Here is an 18,337-nt window from a genome sequence, read left to right as displayed (position 1 = left end):
GGCTTGGCCATGAGTGCCGACACATCGTTACTGGGATCGAGTTGGCGCATTGGGGGGCGCTACGAGATCCGCGAGCGAGTCGGCTCCGGCGCGTTTGGCGTGGTCTATCGGGCCACTGACGCGGTCACCGGAAACGAAGTGGCCGTCAAAGTCTTCGACGCCGACGCCGGGATGCGCGCCACGCGCGCTTGGCGAGAGGCGGCGGTGTTGCGCCGGCTCAACCTTCCCGGCGTCGTGCGCCTGCTCGATGAGGGGCGCGACGCCGACGGACCTTATCTGGTCATGCCCTTTGCCTCCGGGGTGCCATTTCCCGGGCCCGCCGAGCATTGGGACGCCAACCGAAACACCATCATCATCTCGTTGATCGAGCTGCTCACCTGCGTGCACGGCGCCGGGATCGTGCACGGCGATCTCAAGCCGCAAAATGTGCTGGTCGACGCCGACGGGCGGGTCACCCTGCTCGATTTCGGCACCGGCAGTTGGGTGTCGGGCCTGAGCTGCGAGGAGCAGCTCTCGCGCACTCAGGGCACGCCTGCCTACATGGCCCCCGAGCAGCTGCGCGGGCGTCCGGCGACCTTCCACTCCGACTATTACGCGCTCGGGGTGATGCTCTATCAGGTCCTGACGGACTCGTTCCCGCACCCGACGGACTCGCTGTCCAAACTAGTCAGCGCGCGGGTCAAAGGGCCGCCCCCGCGCATCGACGCCGAGGCCTTCGGCTTGTCGCCGAAGCTCGCGCAGGCGGTCGAAGGGCTTCTGTCGACGGCCGCCGATCGGCGCGTGCAGTACCTGGGCGAGCTGGTCGCCGCGCTCGACAGCGACCAACCGGTCTCGCTGACCCCGCACCGACCGTTGTATCTCGACCCGCACGACGTCGTCGGCCGAGCCGTCGCCGCCATCGAGCGCGGTGAGTCGGTCGATATCGCCGGCCAGCGCGGCATGGGCAAGAGTCGCTGCCTCGACGAGGTGTCGCGGGTGCTGCGTCAACGCGGCCACCGGGTCATCTCGTTGATCGCCGCGGAAGCCCCTTTCGACAGCCTGACGCCGCTGGTGCGCCAAGACGACCGGGGGCGGGGCGACCGTGAGCAGCTTCGCCAGGCGCTCGCGGCCGCGCTCGATGAGGGCAAGCTCCTCGTCGCCGACAACTTCGAGCAGCTCGACGAGGCGAGTCGACAGCTTCTCGAGGGAGAGCGCCATCGAGGCGGGCTCATCTTCGCCCGGCACGAGCCCGTCGAGGGAGGCTTGGAGCTGCAGGCGCTGTCGATAGAGCAGCTCACCGAGCTCTTCGACGGGCCCGAGCCGATCTTTCGGCTTCGCAGCGAGGCGGCTCGTCAGTTGTGGCTTCGCACCGGCGGGGTGCCCCGCACGATCGTGCGCCAGATCAACCTGTGGGTACGCCACGGCCTGGCGCATTTTCGCGGTGAGCGGGTCGTCGTGCCCGCCCAACAGCTCGAGCGTTTGCGCCGCGGCTTCCAGCTGCAGCCGGCCTCCTCCTCGATGGGCATCTTCGACGGCGAGCCCCAACTGCAGACCTTGGCCGTCTGGTGTCAGCTCGCCGGGTCCCACGCGCGGGCCGAGCACCTCGCGCCGTTGATGAAGCGGTCGCTGGCGTCGGTCGAGGCCCAGCTCGACGAACTCGTCGAGCGTGGCGTGGCCTCGCGGACCGACGACGGCAGGATCGTCATCAAGATCGACGCGCTGGCGGCCAGCCCCCTGTCGCAGGCGAGGGTCGAGAATATGCACCGACGGCTGGCCCAGGGGCTGAAGCCCGGCACCCCCGGCCGACTGCTGCACTTGCTTCGCGCCGGCGAGGACGCCGAGGTCGTCGCCGAGGGCCGCGCGGCTGCCGCCTATCACGACCGCCGCGGCGAGACCGGCCTGGCCATCGCCGCGCTTCGCGAGGCTATGAGCGCCTGTCAGGGCAGCAACGATGCGGACGCCGCCTACGTATTGTTCGCCGACTGGACGAAGGCGGCGCTGGCCTCCGAGGAGACCCCGCGCATCGAGGAGTTGCTGTACGCCATCGACCGCGCCATCGATCGGGGGGTGCCTGGCTTGGAACGCCTGCAGGCCCTCGTCGAGGTCGCCCGCGTGGCTTCTCAGCGCCCCGACCGCAGCGTGCTCGACGAGCTCGACGCGTTGCCGGCGTTTGGCGACAACGGTTTGGAGCTTCGCCGTCAGATGTACCGCGCACGCGTGGCCATCCGGTGTTCGCTGGAGCTGTCCGCGCAGGTCCTCGACGAGATCGAGGCGTGGGTGACGCGTGAGAAGCCCGGGCGCGAAGCCCGTGGGAGCTTGACCGGTTGGCAGGCGAGCCTGGCCTATTACAGGGGCGACTATGCCAGGGCTTCCGATTTGCACCTGCGCGCCGCGCGCATCAAGGAGCGGCCATCGGCCAAGCTCGCCTCGATTATCAGCGCGGTGATCGCATTGATGGATGGTCTGGAGTATGAGGCCGCGCTCGAACATGCCGAGGCTGCGCTCGCCCGCTCTGAGAGGCTGCACCGCCACCGAGACCAGGCGTGGTGCCATTACCTGTTGCGCAGCCTTCGCTACCGGCTCGGTTTGCCGCTGGAGCCGGCCGACGGGCTCCACGAGGCGTTCGATATGCTCGGCTCCCCGGACCTGTGTGGCCTGCTCGACATGGTCGACGCCGCCGCCGCGTTCCGACAGGGCGACGAAGCCCGGGCCTTCGAGTTCGCGCGTGAGGCCTATACGGGCTTCGAGCACGCGGGCAACCGACGCGGTGACGCGCTAATGCGCGCCCTCGCCCTGCGATGCGGCGAGGAGGCCGATCCCTTCGAAGCCGACAAGCTCGCCCGGTTTGCCCACAGCTGCTCGGCGCCCCGCATCGCCATCCAGATCTTGGGGCTGTTGCTCGACGCCGCCCCCGCCGGCCGCCGCGACTGGGGCGACAAGCTGCGCGAGTTGGCCGCGGCCGTGCCCGAAGAGCACCGAGACAAGCGCCTCGAGGTGATCAGCGTCGCCGAGGCGCTGGCTGCGGCCGAGGCGCACCGCTGAACCCTCCTCCGGTCGATTCCCCCTTCGAGTCACCGTTATGGTTGCGGGCTGATAAGGCCTACAGGATGGGTTCTTTTCCAAGAAAGAAAAGAGCCGGCCGCGCTTGACTCCGAGCGCCGCCGGCATGGGGGTGTGCAAAGTCTGGCAAGAGAGGGGATGGGCCAGATGCGATAGGGTTTGGGGTATGTAGTCGGCTACGCCACCTCGTACAGAGTCGGCCGCGCAGCCAGTTTGGTTGACGAGTTGGACCCTAGTGAAGACTGCGTTGGTTCCCAACTCACAGTTTCTCACAGTTGCATGTGAGTAAGTTGCTGCCGTCAAGCACATCGACACGCTGGTGTCGAATGTTTAGCTGCTTTGTGACATGGCCAGCCAGATCGACACGGTGTCTGATACCATCATGAGTCTGATACCTTCATGTGTCGGCAGGTGGGCGGGTTGAAGACGCTGGGCTGGGGGCAAGCTTTACATCGACACCCACTCTTCTCGAGCCAGGTTGCCTTATGACGTCCGCTCGATCGCGCCGTTACTGCCCGATCACCGAGTACGGGATCATCGGAGACATGAAGTCGGCCGCCCTGGTTGCCGCCGACGGCTCCATCGACTGGTGCTGTTGGCCGCGCTTCGACAGCTCTCCCGTTTTTCATCGACTGCTCGACGCCGATGACGGCGGCTTCTTTTGCGTCCAGCCCTGTGATTCCTACTCGACGACGCGCCGATACGTCGACGGGACTAATGTCCTCGAGACGCGGTTTACCACCGAAGCCGGCGAGGTCGTGCTCACCGACTTCATGCCCGTTCATGCGCCTGAGGAGCAGGGCGGCGAGGACGATTGTCGCCGAATTGTTCGGCGCTTGGAGGGCGTGCGGGGCCGCGTCGAAGTCGACGTTCTTATCGCGCCGACCTTCGATTGGGGGCGGACAGCGGCGCAGGTCGAGCGTCGCGCGGACGGCATCATGTTGACGGCCGCCGATGAATCGGTCGTCGTGGACGGCTCGGTGAACTTCGAAGAGGCCGCGGCCGGCAAGCTTCGCGCCCGGTGCGTGGTGGGGGAGGGCGACGAGGTCTGGGTGAGCGTCGCTTACAGTGACGAGACGAACCGTCCCCAACCTTTCGGTGGTGCGGAGGCGCGTCGCCGGCTCGATGAGACTGTCGATTATTGGCGTGGGTGGATGGACAAGTGCGCCTACGAAGGTCCCTGCGCCGGGGCTGTCAGGCGCAGCGCGCTTGTGCTCAAGTTGTTGACCTACGCGCCCACCGGGGCTGTGATCGCAGCCCCCACGACCTCGCTGCCCGAAGAGATCGGCGGTGTACGTAACTGGGACTACCGGTACGTCTGGTTGCGCGACGCGGGGCTCATCCTCGAGTCGTTGCAGCACCTGGGTTACCACGACGAGGCGATGGCCTTTTGGGATTGGCTCGAAGACTTGTGCCTGTCTGGGGAAAACCAGATGCAGAATATCTACCGCGTCGACGGCACCACCGAGCTTCCCGAGCAGTGTTTGGATCACCTGGAGGGCTACGAAGGCTCGCAACCGGTGCGCATCGGAAACTCCGCGGTCGACCAACTCCAGCTCGACCGCTTCGGCCAGATTCTCGACGCGGGTTATATCTGCCAGACGGAGATGCGCGAGCCTCACCCGGACCTCAAGCCGGTGCTCGGCTTGTTGGCCGACCAGGCCGCCGAGCGCTGGCACGAGCCCGACCACGGCATTTGGGAGATGCGCAGCGAGCCTCGCCACCTCGTTCACTCGAAGCTGATGTGCTGGGTGGCCCTCGACCGTGCGCTGCGGCTGAACGAGCGCGGCTGGCTCGACGGGAACGTCGACAAATGGCGAGACGCTCGCCAGGAGATTCGCGAGGCGATCGAGGAGCGCGGGTTCAACGCCGAGATGGGGGCGTTCACCCAGACCTTCGACGGCGACGCGCTCGACGCCAGCACGCTGCTCATCCCATTGGTGGGCTTTCTCGAGCCGGACGATCCGCGCGTGCATTCGACGATCGACTGCATCCAAGACGAGCTGATGGAGCAGGGGCTCGTGCAGCGGTACCGCACCTCCGACGGCTTGCCCGGAGAGGAGGGCGCGTTTGTGCTGTGTAGTTTCTGGCTCGTGTCGGCGCTGGCGACCTGCGGCCGTCGAGACGAAGCGCGCGAACTCTTCGGCGATCTCGTCGAGCGCACCAACGACCTCGGCCTGCTCGCCGAGGAGGTCACCTGCGGCGACGTCGATTTTCTGGGCAACTTTCCGCAGGGGTTCTCGCACCTGGCGCTCATCGACGCCGCCCATCGCCTGGCGACGTAGCGTCGGGGAGTCGTGTCCTCGATTGACTTTCGTGCGCGCCGCGTTAGGCTTGCGTCTGGAGTTCGCTGCGCTTCAGGCGGCCGGCTCCGAACCTTCCCCCAACCAAGAGCGTCTCATGGAGTTGCACAACTAATCCCAAAGCCCTGCAACGTCACTCATTGACGGGATAGTTGTGATGATAACTCTGCGCGCGGCGAGCCTCGGGTTCGCTTATGAAGGTCGCTCTGACCTGTTCGAAGACCTCCATTTTCATCTCACCGGCGGATGGACCGGTTTGGTGGGCCCCAACGGAGTCGGCAAAAGCACGTTGCTCGACCTGATTCGCGGGCGGCTTACACCGACGGCCGGTACCCTGCATATCGAGCCCGCGGGGGCGACCGTGGCGTGGTGTCCGCAGCGTGTCGACGCGTCGACCGACCAGATCGAGCGGTTTGCCACGAGTTGGACGGGGGAGGCGATGCGATGGATGTCGCTTCTGGAGCTCGACCCCGAGGACTTTTACCGATGGGACGAGCTCTCGCCGGGCATTCGCAAGCGATGGCAGATCGCGGCGGCGCTCGTGGAGCGCCCGCAATTGGCCTTGCTCGACGAGCCGACCAACCACCTCGATCGGGCTGGCAAGGCGGTGCTCGTCGGGGCGCTCGAGCAGTTCGATGGTGTGGGGCTGGTCGTCTCTCACGATCGCGCATTTCTCGATCGGATATGCGAGCAGGTGTTGTGGCTCGATCGTGGTCGCTTGGATAGCTACGAAGGTGGCTTTACCCGGGCTCGAGAAGTGCGCGACGAGGAGTTCGCGCGGCGTCAGGCCGAGTTCGAGTCTTTGCAACGCCGGCGAAAGAAGCTCGAAGGTCAACTCGCCGAGCAGCGCGCCCGGGCCAGCCGTGCCGAGACGTCCCGCTCGACGAGCAGTCGCTCCCAGGGGATCCGGGACTCGGACGCGCGTAGCATGGCCCGCAAAAGAAGGGCGACGCGGGCAGCCGCTTCGCTTTCGGGCGACGCGGGGGCGACGGGCTCGCGCCTTGCGCAGGTGAAGGCGCGGTTGGAGGAGCACGAATGGGCGGACGAGCGCGGCGGCGTACTTCGTGTGGAGTCGGCCTCCAGTCGCAAGTCGGTGGTCGTGCGATGTGCGTGCGGGAAGGTCGGATTTGGCGCCGTCACGGTCTTCGACGCGCTCGACTTTGTCCTCGTGCGCGGCCAGCGCGTCTGGCTCGACGCTCCCAACGGCAGCGGCAAAACGACGCTGATCCGAAGCCTGCTCGCCGCAGATGGGTTGGCGGCGGCCGAGGTGCTCTACTTGCCCCAGCACCTCGATGGAGCCGAGGCTAGGGCGCTGCTCGACGACGTTCGAGCGCTGCCCCACAACAGGCTGGGCGAGGTCATGCAGCGTGTCGACGCGCTCGGTGTCGACCCGGACAGGCTTCTCGGAGGCACGACGCTCTCGCCCGGAGAAGCGCGCAAGCTCATGCTCGCCCGCGGCCTCGGCCAAGAGTGCGCGCTCGCCGTGCTCGACGAGCCCACCAATCACCTCGACATCGATTCGATCGAGCGCCTCGAGGCTGCCCTGGCACAATTCGAGGGGGCACTGTTGCTGGTGTCGCACGACGAGGCCTTCGCCCGCGCCGTGACAGACGAGCGATGGACAATCGAGGACCGAGATCTTTTGTATCTCGGCTCACACACCGGTAGTCTGTGAGACGAATTATTATCCGAGGGAGTCTCGCTCCGGAGGAGACGTTATGTGCCCGAATTATCGCTTGATTGTCATCGCTTTGCTGAGCTTCGTGGGATTGGTGATGGCGCCGCCGGCCACCTTTGCCGACGGGGAGCACGACAAGGCAACCAAGAGTCAGCCTACGACCGCAGAGCTTGAGGCGAGGGCGCGAGCCCGCGAGCTCGGCGACCGCGACTACCCGCTGCACGACCTGCCGCGCGAGGTCGACGGGGACGTCGAGTGTCCGGAGATCGAGCTGGTCGAGTACTCCGGCGAGGTGATTCCTTACAATCGCCCCATCGAGGTGAACAAGGACTTTCGCAAGCGGCTGATACGCTTCGAAAAGATGGTCGGCGAGCTGGCGACCCTGGTCTACGGCCGCCCGCCGGCGCGCATCGTCCACGCCGGCGGCCACACCTGCAGAACCGTCGGCAACCGCGGAAAAAAGCTCAGCGAGCACGCCTTCGGCCACGCGATCGACGTCGCCGGGTTCGACTTCGAGGCCACTGGGGAGGGCGGCGAGGAGGGCGGCGAAAAGGTGGCGCGCATCGCCACCGCATTCTCCATTCGCCTCGAAGACCACTGGGACGCCACCGAGGGTTTCGAGGCCAAACACGCGCTGTTCCTGCGCCTTCTGGCCGACGAACTCAAGGAGCGCGGCCCCTTTAGCACCATGCTCGGGCCGGCCTACGGCGGCCACGACACGTTCTTTCACTTCGATTTCGGCCCGCAGTTCTTCTTCCGCATCTAAGTGCAGACAACCGGGCTGTTGACAACGAGTAACACGGTCGCTTTAACTTGCGGGCACCGTCTCCATACATCCTGTCTCAAATCCCCAGGAGCTTACCGTGAGTGAAGCGATCTTCGGAATCGAACCCGACCGTGTCGAAGCTGCCGTTCGCAAAATCAAGAAGGAACGCGACGGCTACGCAAAGATGAACGTCCTCGAAGAGTTTGGAGTGGGGTGGGGCGAGCGCAAGGCGGCGCTTTGGGAGATGATTCGTCAGGGTCACTACGACGCGTGGAACGACCCGGCGATCTGGAGCGAGTTGGCCGGCGAGGAGGGCTTGCAGGTCGCTTCCACCGAAGATCTGGTCGACTTTTTGGCGCACGTCGAGCACTACGACGAGCAGGTCGACGCGTCGGCGACGGCCGACGAGCCGGGCGACGAAGACGCCTACTACGACGATTATTACGAGGACGGCTACGACGATTACTACGACGGCGGCTACGAGCAGCCGGCGTACGAGTCGCCGAGGCTCGTGTCGTTTTGGCCCGAGGCGCTCGACACCATGGCGATGCACGCGTACGCGGCCGACGCCGAGGTGGTCGAGGCGCGCGCTGGGGAGTTCGCTCCCGAGGTGCAAAAGGGCCTGCAGTTGGTGCGCCGTCGCTTCGGCAAGATCTCGCGCGACGAGTTGCCCGAGGAGACCGCCGAGTCGCTGGCGACGACCCACGTGTGGAAGAGCCTTCCCTGGTACGCCTGGGATGTGGTCGACGGGGAGCTGACCAAGCTCGAGATCGGCCGGCAGGACGGCCACGGTCCCGAGGCGAAGCGGCGCTTTCTGTCGAACTTTATCGATGAGGAGCAATGGGCGCAGGCCGTGCTCGATGCGGTCTTCATGGATGACTACGCCCCGAGCTTCCACAAAACCCTCGAGGCGTGGTCGATCGCCGATCTCGAGCAGCTCGAGTGGCTTATCTCGGAGGTAAGCGTCTATAACGCAGACCGCGTGCGCGCTTGGGACCTCGTGGCAGCGCGCGACGACGCTCCGGCCGACCTGATGCAAGTGGCCAAAGACCTCGCCGAGAAGAATCGCACGGCGCAGGCCGAATTCGCGGCCATCGCGGCGGTGCACGCGGCCATCGCGCGCGGCGAGGACGCCCCCGAGGAGGCGCTGGAGTTGATCGCCTTCAAGACGCTGGACAACCCCACCAAGCGCGACGGGTATCCGAGCCTGCCGAAGCTCATCGAGGCGCTGCACGCCTTCGACGAAGACCAATCGGTGCAGCGTTTTTTCGAGGCTTTCGATAGCGACTACGGAAAGAACGAGGCGTTTCCGGCGCTGAAGGCTTACCCCGATAACGCGAAGCTTCGCCAAAGGGCCTTCGAGACCGTCGATGTCATCGCCGGAGGCAATTACTCGAGTTTTGGCTCGATGAACAAGGTCGCCTTCGGCCTGGCGATGCTCGGCCCGGACGCGCTCGCGCCCATCGCCGAGGCGTTCGATGCGAGCGACCAAGCCCCGGCGCGTGACGCGTATCGGCGCGCGGTCATGGCGATCCTCGCCGACGCCGACGAAGCCCAGGACGCGGATTACGACCGGTTCGTATCGCTGGTCGATTTTGAGGACGAAGAGGGCGTGCGCGAGCACGACTTGGGATATTATGTCGCCGAAGACTATCGCGCGGCCTTGGCCAATATGCCCCAAGAGCGCGCCATCGCACGGGTCAGCGAGGACTTCGCCAAAGACGTCAACTGGCATCGCGCGCTGGCGGCGCTGAAGGCGTTACCGCATGACGAGCTCTTCGATCAGGCGTTCGGGCTCATCGGGCGAAACGGACTGCCGCCGAGTGACGACTACAACTGGGTCAGCCCGCTGTTGAACGAGCTGCGCGACGAGATTCGCCCGTACCTCGGCCCGGCGCTGGCGGCGAGTGATTCGCCCGAGTTTCACAACGCCATCAAGCGCCATCTGGGGGACGAGACCTACGAGACGCTCCTCGCCGAAGCGGGCGGGACTACGGCTGCCGACAGCGGGCCCGCCGACAAGATTCGCCGGCTGGCCAAGGCGGCCTTCGAGGCGCACCCCGACGAGACGCCGACGACCATCTACGTGTTCGAGCGGCTCGACGAGGAGCCGGAGGGAGACACGCTCAACCGCATCGGCGGGCGGCCATTCGGCGTAACGGCGGAGACTTGGCCGCTCAAGAACGACGACGCCGACAGCCCCATGCAGCATATGCTCACCCTCGACTTGGATACGGTGCCGAAGCTGGCCTCGGCCTTCAACGAAGAGGTGCGTGCGCTGTCGCTGTACGTTCGCAGTCCGGGCTACAACGAGGCGTGGACGGCGCATAACGATGACACGCAAGTCGTGGCGGTGGGGCGTGACGCGGCGGGTGAATTCGAAGGTGAGTTGCCGGTTGGCGACGAGTCGGCGCGCGGCTTTGCGATTCACGAAGTCGAGGTGCCCTTCGCCGCCTTTACCGTCCCTTACGACGGAGACGCCGACTTGCGGCGCGTACGCGACGCCATCTACTCGACGAATGCCTGGGGCGGCGGTGGCGGACCGCTTTGGCTGCAGGGCGAGGAGTATTTCGGCAACTTCGTGCTGCAGTTCGACGAGGGCTTCGTCTACATGAACCTGGGCGATTGCGGAATCATGTACGTCTTTGCAGACACCGCGTTCTGGCAGTGTCATTGACGCCGTGAGTTGACTCGTCGGCGTGATTCGAGCCGACGTCATCCGACTCGAGTCCACACAAAGAAACCCGCCCGGCTGTCGAAGCCGGGCGGGTTTTTTATTCAGTGGAGCGCGTGATGATCATTCTGGCTCGCAGACGCCGTCTTTGCAGCTTTCGCCCGCGGCGCAATGTTCGTCTTCGGTGCAGGCGAAGCAGCCCTCGCCGTCGTCACAGTAGGGCGTGTCGCCGCCGCAGTCGTCGTCCGACTGGCAGGTCGTGCACTCGAACTCCCCGGTGTCGCAGATGGGCTCGGAGGCCGGGCAATCGGCGTTCGAGACACATTGGACGCAGTCGAAGTCGACGCAGTAGGGGGCCGCGGCGCCGCACTGGGAGGCGCTGGTACACTCTTCACACTCACCTTTGCCGGGTACGCACACGGGCTCGCCGGCGGGGCAGTCGTTGTTCGAAGCGCACTCGGAGCAGGCGCCGTTGGCGTCGCAGATGGGCTTGTCGGCGGGGCAGTCGGCGTTTTGCTTGCAGGCGTAGCAGACGCCCGAGGCCGTGTCGCATTTGGGCAGGTCTTCGTTCTCGCAGTCGGCGTCGGAGCTACATGCCGCGCGGCACTCGCCGTCGAGGGCGTCGCAGATGGGCTCGGAGGCCGGGCAGTCACTGCTCGAGGTGCACTCGCGGCACTCGCCGTCGACCGGGTCGCAGCTGGGCTTGCCGGCCGGGCAGTGGCTGTCGTTGGTGCACTCGACGCATTCGAGCAGGTAGTCACTGCACACCGACTGGTCGGCGGGGCAAGAGCCTTGGATGTCGGTGCAGGCGCCCTCGGGGGCCCCGGACTCCCCAATCGAGAAGGTGTCGCCACCGCTGGAGGTCGACTCCTCGGTGCACCCCACCACGATCAGAGACAGGGCCACGACGAGCAGGACGAGGAATTGACGCAACGATGATTGAGCAACCATGGATATGCCTCAGCCAAAATCGAAGATTGCAAAAGAGCCGCGTCGTCATGACGCGCAAGCGTACTCTCTACACCTCCCAGATTATGCCGTGACTAGGCGCAAAGCAATTTCACGGCGGTTTTTTCGTACTCCGAGTGTGTACGCGACATGAAATAACCAGGGGGCGGTCTGGCGATGTGGCCATAGAACAATGGGTGATGTTTGTGTCGAGCGAATGGGCCTTGCCCTCGGTTCGGCTCGCCTAAATCGAGGAACATGGTGCTCGCCGCCTTAAACGCTGGTCGACACGAACAGAAATTTGCCCCCGATCTTCCCCCCTCCCGAACACGGTGTCAGGCACCGTGTGGGTAAGGTTTCATGCGCATCTGAGCGCGATCTTGTGCGCGATCGCTTCCCTTGGTTCGCCAAGAAATCTCGCCCGAACACGCAACGAATCGCCCCCTTTTGCCGAAAACCGTAATGAGGGCTGTAGACGAACCTTCATCTCTTACGGAGCACGGCACCCATGGGACACCCGCTGCGAAATCAGGAAAAGGATGTCATCTACGAGTTGAGCAATCGCACCCTGCACCAGATGTACGCGCTTCTGCCCGAGGAGCAGGTCAACGCCATCATCCTGGGGCTGTTGGCCAAGTACGCGTGGCGCTACAGCGTCGAGATCTTCGCGTTTTGCTTCATGTCCAACCACTTCCACATGCTGGCGCGCTCGAAGAAGCTGCAGCTGCACCTGTTCATGCGCGACTTTCAGAGCCAGCTGGCCAAGAAAATCAACGCTTTGCGCAACCGCACTGGCACCTTTTGGGAGCGCCGCTACACGGCGACCAAGGTGATGGACGACGAGGCGATGGTCGACCGGTTGCGCTATATCGTGTGCAACCCCAGCGAGTCGGGCCTGGTGAGTCACCCGAAGCTGTGGCCGGGGTTGTGCTCGTGGGATATCCACAAGAGCGGCAAGCCGATGGTGGGCGAGGTGGTCAATCGCAAGACGTACTGGGCAGAGAAGCGAAAAAAGAAGAACGAAGGCAAGACCGAAGCCGAGCTCATCGAGATGGCCACTGAGCGCTACACGCTCGAGATGGCAAAGCTCCCGCAGTGGAAAGACCTCGATGACGAGGCGTATCACCAGAAGATCGTCGAGACGTGCCACCAGCACGCAGGTGAGTTGGCCAAAAAGCGAAAACGACCATGTCCTGGGCCCCAGAAGGTGCTCAGCGTGAAGTGGAACGAACGCCCTAAAGACCCCAAGAAGGCGCCTCGACCGCTATGCCACGGCGGCGACTGCAAGCAGCGCCAGGCGTACCGTGAGAGCAGGCGCCTGCTCGTCAGTGGCTACCGAAAGGCAGTGCGAAAGTGGCGCAAAGGCAAGACCGAGATCGAATTCCCCGACGGCACCATCCCACCGGGCCACCAGTTCTGCGTGGGCGGCAGCCACGAGATCCGTCGAGTGCCGCCGCAGTCACTCAACTAAGCTTACCCCACACGCTGTGCCAGCCATCGTACCCCGCCAACTCGTGCGTTTTAGAGCGCGAGTGTGCCGAAGTGCGTCATCCGTGCGCCCAAGATCAAGATTGCTACAAAGAATGGCCGAAAAGTGCGCGGCGGAATGCAGTCGTTGGTCCTGCGCGTCACGAATCGGTGGGATATTGCGCTGAATTGAAGTCTGAAATGCGACGGCAATCTCGCGCAGACCCCCATAAAACCTATTTGGAACGGTGTCTGACACCCATCTATGAGGAGGGCGTGAAATGGTGTCAGACACCGTGTGTGGGAAGCGAGATTGGGGGTTATCCGTGGCTTAGCGCGCTATAGGTGAGCTTCTTCTTGCGCAGTGCCCGCCGCTTCATCAGGTCGAAGATCACCGGGATGACGAACAACACCAGCAGCACGCTCGACACCATGCCGCCGACCATGGGCACTGCGATGGGCTTCATCACGTCGCTGCCCGTGCCGGTCGCCCACAGCAGCGGCGTCAACCCCAGCAGCGTGGTCGCTGCGGTCATCAGCTTGGGGCGAAGCCTCAAGGCTGCGCCCTCGACGGCGGCGCCGTGGACGTCTTCGGGCCCCATCACCCTGGCCACCTGCTCGCCGTCGGCCTCTCGCGGGTCGAGGCCGGCGCCGCGAAGCCGCCTCGACAGTCGCTCGTCGAGCGCTTCGTGCAGGTAGACCAGCATCACCACCCCCGTCTCCACGGCCACGCCGAACAGGGCGATGAAGCCCACCCATACGGCCACCGAGAAGTTCAGGTCCATCAGGTACAGCAGCCACACGCCGCCCACCAACGCGAACGGTACCGACAGCATCACCACCAGCGACTCACCCACGTTGCGGAACGTAAAATACAAGAACATAAAGATGATCAGCACCGCCAGCGGGATCAGATACGACAGCCGCTCGTTCGCGCGCTTCTGGTTCTCATACTGCCCCGACCACGTGTAGCTGTAGCCCGGCGGCATCTCCAGGTTCTCCTCGAGCGCCTCTTCGGCCTCCTTGATAAAGCCGCCCATGTCGCGGCCGCGCACGTTTAGCAATACTACGCTCCGCAGGTCGCCGTTCTCCGAGTTGATCATCGGCGGGCCGTCGTCGAACTCGACGTCGGCGACCTGCCCCAGTGGGATTTGCTGGCCCGACGGCGTCGTGAGGAGCACCCCCTCGAGCTTGTCGACCGAGCTGCGGTAGTCGCGAGCATAGCGCACCCGCACCGGGAATCGGCTGCGCCCCTCGACCGTGTCGGTCACCGGCATCCCGCCGATGGCGATTTCGGTCACGCGGTTGACGTCCTCGACCGTCAGCCCGTAGCGCGCGATGTCCTCGCGCCTCGGCGTGATGTTCACATAGTGGCCGCCGGTCACCCGCTCGGCGTACAGGTCGGCCGCGCCGGGCACCTCGCGCAAGATCTGCTCGGCCTCCAGCGCCAAGTCGCCCAGCTTGTCCAGGTCGGGCCCGAAGAACTTCACCCCGATGTCGGTGCGAATCCCCGTCGCCAGCATGTTGATGCGGTTGATGATCGGCTGGGTCCAGCCGTTCGACATCCCCGGAATCTGCAGCTTCTGGTCGAGCTCCGAGATGATGTCGTCTTTGGTAACGCCATCGCGCCACTCGTCTTCGGGCTTCAAGATCACAATCGTCTCGATCATCGACACCGGCGCTGGGTCGGTCGCGGTCTCCGCGCGTCCAATCTTTCCCAGCACGTAGTCGACTTCCGGGTGCTCGGCGATGATCTTGTCGGTCACTTGAAGCAAGCGTTTGGCCTCAGTCACGCTCACGTTGGGAAGCGTCACCGGCATATACAGGATGCTCCCCTCGTCGAGCGGCGGCATAAACTCGCTGCCGATGGGCTCGACGATCTGCTCGGGCGCGTGGTCCCCCTTGAAGTCGAAACCGACGCCTGTCACCAGCGGCACGGTCACTGACACCAAGAGCAACGCGCCCAGAATCGTCGATTTGGGGTGCTTGAGCACGCTTCGCAGCATCGGCGTGTACAGCGACACGAAGAACCGCGAGACCGGATTGTCCTCCTCGGGGCGAAGCTTCCCCTTCAGGAAGACGACCAAGAGCACCGGCACCAGCGTAATCGCCAACACGCTCGCGCCGACCATGGTCAGCGTCTTTGTCCACGCCAGGGGCGTAAACAGCTTGCCCTCCTGGCCGGTGAGCATGAACACCGGCACGAAGCTCGTGATGATGATGAGCATCGAGAAGAACAGCGCCGGGCCCACCTGCTTGCACGCATCCTTGATGATCTGCTTGCGCGTCTCCTCGTCCGGCGCGCCGCCTTCTTCGGCGTACTCGGCGAGCTTCCGGTAGGCGTTCTCGACCATCACGATGGACGCGTCGACGATGACGCCGACCGCAATCGCGATGCCGCCCAGGCTCATGATATTCGACGTGATCCCCATCTGCTTCATGAAGATGAACGCGATGAGCACCGCCACAGGCAGCGTGAGCACGACGACCAGCGAGCTGCGCACGTGGAACAAGAAGAGCAAGATGATCAGGCTCACCACGATCGCCTCTTCGATGAGGCTCTCGGTGAGGGTGTCGACGCTCTGCTCGATGAGCTCGCTTCGGTCGTAGGCCGATTCGATGGTCACGCCTTCGGGCAAGCCCGGCGCGATCTCGTCGATCTTCGCCTCCACGCGCTCGATGACCTCCTTGGCGTTCTCGCCATAGCGCATCACGACCACGCCGCCGACAACCTCTCCCTCGCCGTTCTCGTCGAGCATGCCCCGGCGGATTTCGGTGCCCAATTGCACGAATCCGAGGTCGCGCACGGTCACTGGCACCCCATTGGCGCTCGTTTTGACGACCACCTGCTCGATGTCTTCGATGTCCTTGAAGTAGCCCTGGCCGCGCACGAAATACTCGACGTCGGACTGCTCCAAGATCTTGCCGCCGGTGTCGCGGTTCGACGCCTGCACCGCCTTGGCGACCTGCGCCGCGCTGACGTCGTAGGCCTCGAGCTTCGTCGGGTCGAGGTCGACCTGGTACTCCTTCACAAACCCGCCGATGGAGGCGACCTCGCTCACCCCTTCGACCGACTGCAGCTTGTAGCGAATATAATAATCCTGCAGCTCCCTCAGCTCGGCCAGGTTCTGCGGGTTCTCCTCGCTCGTCTGCAGCGTGTACCAATACACGTGCCCCACACCCGTGCCGTCGGGCCCCAGCGTCGGCGTCACCGCCTCGGGCAGTTCGCTCTGGGCGTAGTTGAGCTTCTCGAGCACGCGACTGCGCGCCCAGTAGGTGTCCGCGTCGTCGTTGAAGATGACGTAGACGAGGCTGAACCCGAAATAACTCGTCGCCCGAATCGCCTTCACCTCGGGAATCCCCTGCAGATTCGCCGATAGCGGGTAGGTCACCTGGTCCTCGATGACCTGCGGGCCGCGCCCGGGCCACTCGGTGTAGACGATGACCTGGTTTTCACTCAGGTCCGGAATCGCATCGAGCGGGGTATTCTTGACCGACCAGATGCCCACACCGACCGCAATAAGCGTGGCGATGACGACCATCAGCGGGTTTTCGACGCACCAGTCAATGACTCTTCGGATCATGATAATCGTTCCTGTTCTAAGGATTCACCACGGTGCTCACTGGGACACGGAGAACTACTTTTCTGGAGTAATGTTTTTCCCCGTGTTCTCAGTGTCCCCCGTGGTGATTTCCCCGTCCTTCTGCTTCAAATTCATCCCGCACACGGGGCACTCACCGTCGCCTTCCTCGTGCTGAATCCAGTGCGTCGCGTCGTTCATGTCGCAGTACCACGCTCCCTCGGGCACCGCGCCGGCTGGGATCGACGGGTCGAACTCCTTACCCCCCGCCGGGATATCCGCATGGCTCAACTTTTCGGCCCCCTCTGGGCTTTCCCCCGTGTCCCCGTGCCCCCCGTGGTGAACCCCTTCATCTTCGCCGTGTCCACCATGGTGAGCCCCTCCGGAACCACCAAACGAATTGAGCTGCACCTCTGAATCGAGCAAGAACCCGCCGCGATACGCCACCTGCTCGCCGGCCTCCACGCCCGAGCGAATCGCCAGCATCTCGTCGGTCGACGGGCCGAGCTCGACCTGGCGGCGCTCGAAGACGTTGGGTTCGACCTCGACGAAGACGCTGCTCGACTTGCCGCCGCGCAGCACCGCCGACTTGGGCACGGTGACCGTCGGCTCGGTCCCCTGTTCTTTGTTTTGCGTCTGTTCTTGGTCTTGCGTCGCGCCGGTCTGGAAGTAGACCGACGTGTACATGCCCGGCTTGAGCTTCTGGGCCTGCGCGGGCTCGGCTGCGTTCGTCGCTTCCTCGTCGCTGTTCGCCTGGCCACTTTCCGAGCCAGTGGCGACCTCCACGCGTACTTTGACCGTGCGCGTCGCGTCGTCGACCACCGGGTGGATGAACGTGACTTTTCCCTGCATCGGGTCGCCCGGGAAGGCGTCGGCGACCACGCGCACCGGCATGCCCTCGTCGATGGCGGCGAGGTTCTTCTCGTAGATCTCGGCCTCGATCCACACGTTGGAGAGGTCGGCGATGTCGTACAGCGCCGTGCCCTCTTCGACGTACTGCCCTTGGCGCACGTTGAGGTTGGTGATGGTGCCGGCGTTGGGCGCAAACGCGGTGACCGTACGCGACGCCTCGCGCGACTTGCGAACCTGCTCGATCTGTTTGTCGCTCATCCCCAGCAGCTCGAGGCGCTTGCGCGTCTGCTTTCGCAGAAACCCGTCGCTGCTCCCCAACGACACCAGGTACTCCTCCTGGGCGGCCAGAAGCTCTTCGGAGTAGATCTCCATGACCGGATCTCCCTCGTCGACGACCGCGCCGGTCTCCTTGACGATCAGCTCCTCGATGCGCCCGTCGGTCCAACTCGGGATGCTCGCCAGGCCCTGCTCGTCGTACGAGACCACGCCCACCGCGCGCACCTCGCCGGCCGCGCCGCCTGCGCCCGCACTCGCCTCGACGGTGGCCACGTTCGCCAGCACACGCTGCGTCGGACTCAGGGCAACGCGCCCAATCTCGGCGAGTTCTTGCGGGTCCATGCCGGTGGCCGACTTCGATTTTTCGACCAGGTCCATGCCGCACACGGGGCACGACCCGGGCGTCTCGGAGACGACCGACGGGTGCATGGGGCAGGTGTAGTAGGTGTCCGACTCACCGTCGGTTTGCTCGTCGAGGGCATATTCGCCAGGCGCGTGGTCGTGCCCTGCGTGCGACACGGATTCACTCGGCGGGTCGTCCCCGAACGACACAATCAACAACGTCGCCCCGGCGCCCAACACGAGCGCGAGGCCTGCAAAAATCCATAGCTTGACGCGACTTTTCATCTTCGATCCTTTGCCCGGCTAACCGGCTCAATCGACCAGTGGACGCTGCGACGCACCTCGGTGCGGGGGCATCTTGCCCTCGTCATCGGTGCGTGGGCATCTTGCCCTCGTCATCGGTGCGTGGGC

Annotated in this window: 9 protein-coding genes; 6 read left to right on the top strand and 3 right to left on the bottom strand. The window is 64.5% G+C overall.

What is annotated here, in order from left to right; translation table 11 throughout:
* The first annotated feature begins 9 nt into the window (after positions 1-9).
* The 5 genes from FIV42_RS07325 to FIV42_RS30045 all read left to right on the top strand — a co-directional run bounded on the left by FIV42_RS07325 (position 10) and on the right by FIV42_RS30045 (position 10,463).
* Positions 10-3,021 carry a serine/threonine-protein kinase gene (locus FIV42_RS07325; RefSeq protein ID WP_141197041.1) on the top strand — a complete coding sequence of 1,004 codons (3,012 nt, stop codon included), beginning with the start codon at positions 10-12 and terminating at the stop codon, positions 3,019-3,021.
* Between the two features lie 503 nt (positions 3,022-3,524).
* On the top strand, positions 3,525-5,324 hold the full coding sequence (locus FIV42_RS07320; RefSeq protein WP_141197040.1) for a glycoside hydrolase family 15 protein: 1,800 nt from the start codon (positions 3,525-3,527) through the stop codon (positions 5,322-5,324).
* A gap of 175 nt (positions 5,325-5,499) precedes the next feature.
* Positions 5,500-7,017, top strand: a complete 1,518-nt coding sequence (locus FIV42_RS07315) for an ATP-binding cassette domain-containing protein (RefSeq protein WP_141197039.1) — start codon at positions 5,500-5,502, stop codon at positions 7,015-7,017.
* Positions 7,018-7,060: 43 nt separating this feature from the next.
* Complete coding sequence (locus FIV42_RS07310) at positions 7,061-7,786, top strand: extensin family protein (RefSeq protein WP_141197038.1); 726 nt, start codon at positions 7,061-7,063, stop codon at positions 7,784-7,786.
* Positions 7,787-7,883: 97 nt separating this feature from the next.
* Complete coding sequence (locus FIV42_RS30045) at positions 7,884-10,463, top strand: hypothetical protein (RefSeq protein ID WP_168210483.1); 2,580 nt, start codon at positions 7,884-7,886, stop codon at positions 10,461-10,463.
* Between the two features lie 120 nt (positions 10,464-10,583).
* Here FIV42_RS30045 and FIV42_RS07300 read toward each other — a convergent pair whose 3' ends face one another.
* Positions 10,584-11,411: a hypothetical protein gene (locus FIV42_RS07300; protein ID WP_141197037.1), complete on the bottom strand. Its 828-nt coding sequence runs from the start codon at positions 11,409-11,411 to the stop codon at positions 10,584-10,586.
* 505 nt (positions 11,412-11,916) lie between these two features.
* Between FIV42_RS07300 and FIV42_RS07295 the strand changes: the two genes are divergently transcribed.
* Positions 11,917-12,879 carry a transposase gene (locus FIV42_RS07295; RefSeq protein ID WP_141197036.1) on the top strand — a complete coding sequence of 321 codons (963 nt, stop codon included), beginning with the start codon at positions 11,917-11,919 and terminating at the stop codon, positions 12,877-12,879.
* 316 nt (positions 12,880-13,195) lie between these two features.
* On the opposite strand, the gene FIV42_RS07290 is transcribed toward FIV42_RS07295, so the two are convergent.
* The gene (locus FIV42_RS07290) at positions 13,196-16,459 is read right to left on the bottom strand and encodes an efflux RND transporter permease subunit (protein WP_141197035.1); all 3,264 of its coding nucleotides are present in this window, start codon (positions 16,457-16,459) and stop codon (positions 13,196-13,198) included.
* 54 nt (positions 16,460-16,513) lie between these two features.
* Positions 16,514-18,211, bottom strand: a complete 1,698-nt coding sequence (locus tag FIV42_RS07285) for an efflux RND transporter periplasmic adaptor subunit (protein WP_141197034.1) — start codon at positions 18,209-18,211, stop codon at positions 16,514-16,516.
* Positions 18,212-18,337 lie beyond the last annotated feature (126 nt).

It is taken from the genome of Persicimonas caeni (assembly GCF_006517175.1).
Classification (GTDB): domain Bacteria; phylum Myxococcota_A; class Bradymonadia; order Bradymonadales; family Bradymonadaceae; genus Persicimonas; species Persicimonas caeni.
The sequence above is the reverse complement of the archived record's forward strand: the minus strand, read 5'-3'. Positions and strand labels throughout refer to the sequence as shown.

Excerpts from the sequence above, each read along its gene's own strand:
- FIV42_RS07295 (WP_141197036.1), top strand. The coding sequence starts at position 11,917 with ATGGGACACCCGCTGCGAAATCAGGAAAAGGATGTCATCTACGAGTTG.
- FIV42_RS07320 (WP_141197040.1), top strand. The coding sequence starts at position 3,525 with ATGACGTCCGCTCGATCGCGCCGTTACTGCCCGATCACCGAGTACGGG.
- FIV42_RS07310 (WP_141197038.1), top strand. The coding sequence starts at position 7,061 with ATGTGCCCGAATTATCGCTTGATTGTCATCGCTTTGCTGAGCTTCGTG.
- FIV42_RS07300 (WP_141197037.1), bottom strand. The coding sequence starts at position 11,411 with ATGGTTGCTCAATCATCGTTGCGTCAATTCCTCGTCCTGCTCGTCGTG.
- FIV42_RS07290 (WP_141197035.1), bottom strand. The coding sequence starts at position 16,459 with ATGATCCGAAGAGTCATTGACTGGTGCGTCGAAAACCCGCTGATGGTC.
- FIV42_RS07285 (WP_141197034.1), bottom strand. The coding sequence starts at position 18,211 with ATGAAAAGTCGCGTCAAGCTATGGATTTTTGCAGGCCTCGCGCTCGTG.
- FIV42_RS07325 (WP_141197041.1), top strand. The coding sequence starts at position 10 with ATGAGTGCCGACACATCGTTACTGGGATCGAGTTGGCGCATTGGGGGG.
- FIV42_RS07315 (WP_141197039.1), top strand. The coding sequence starts at position 5,500 with ATGATAACTCTGCGCGCGGCGAGCCTCGGGTTCGCTTATGAAGGTCGC.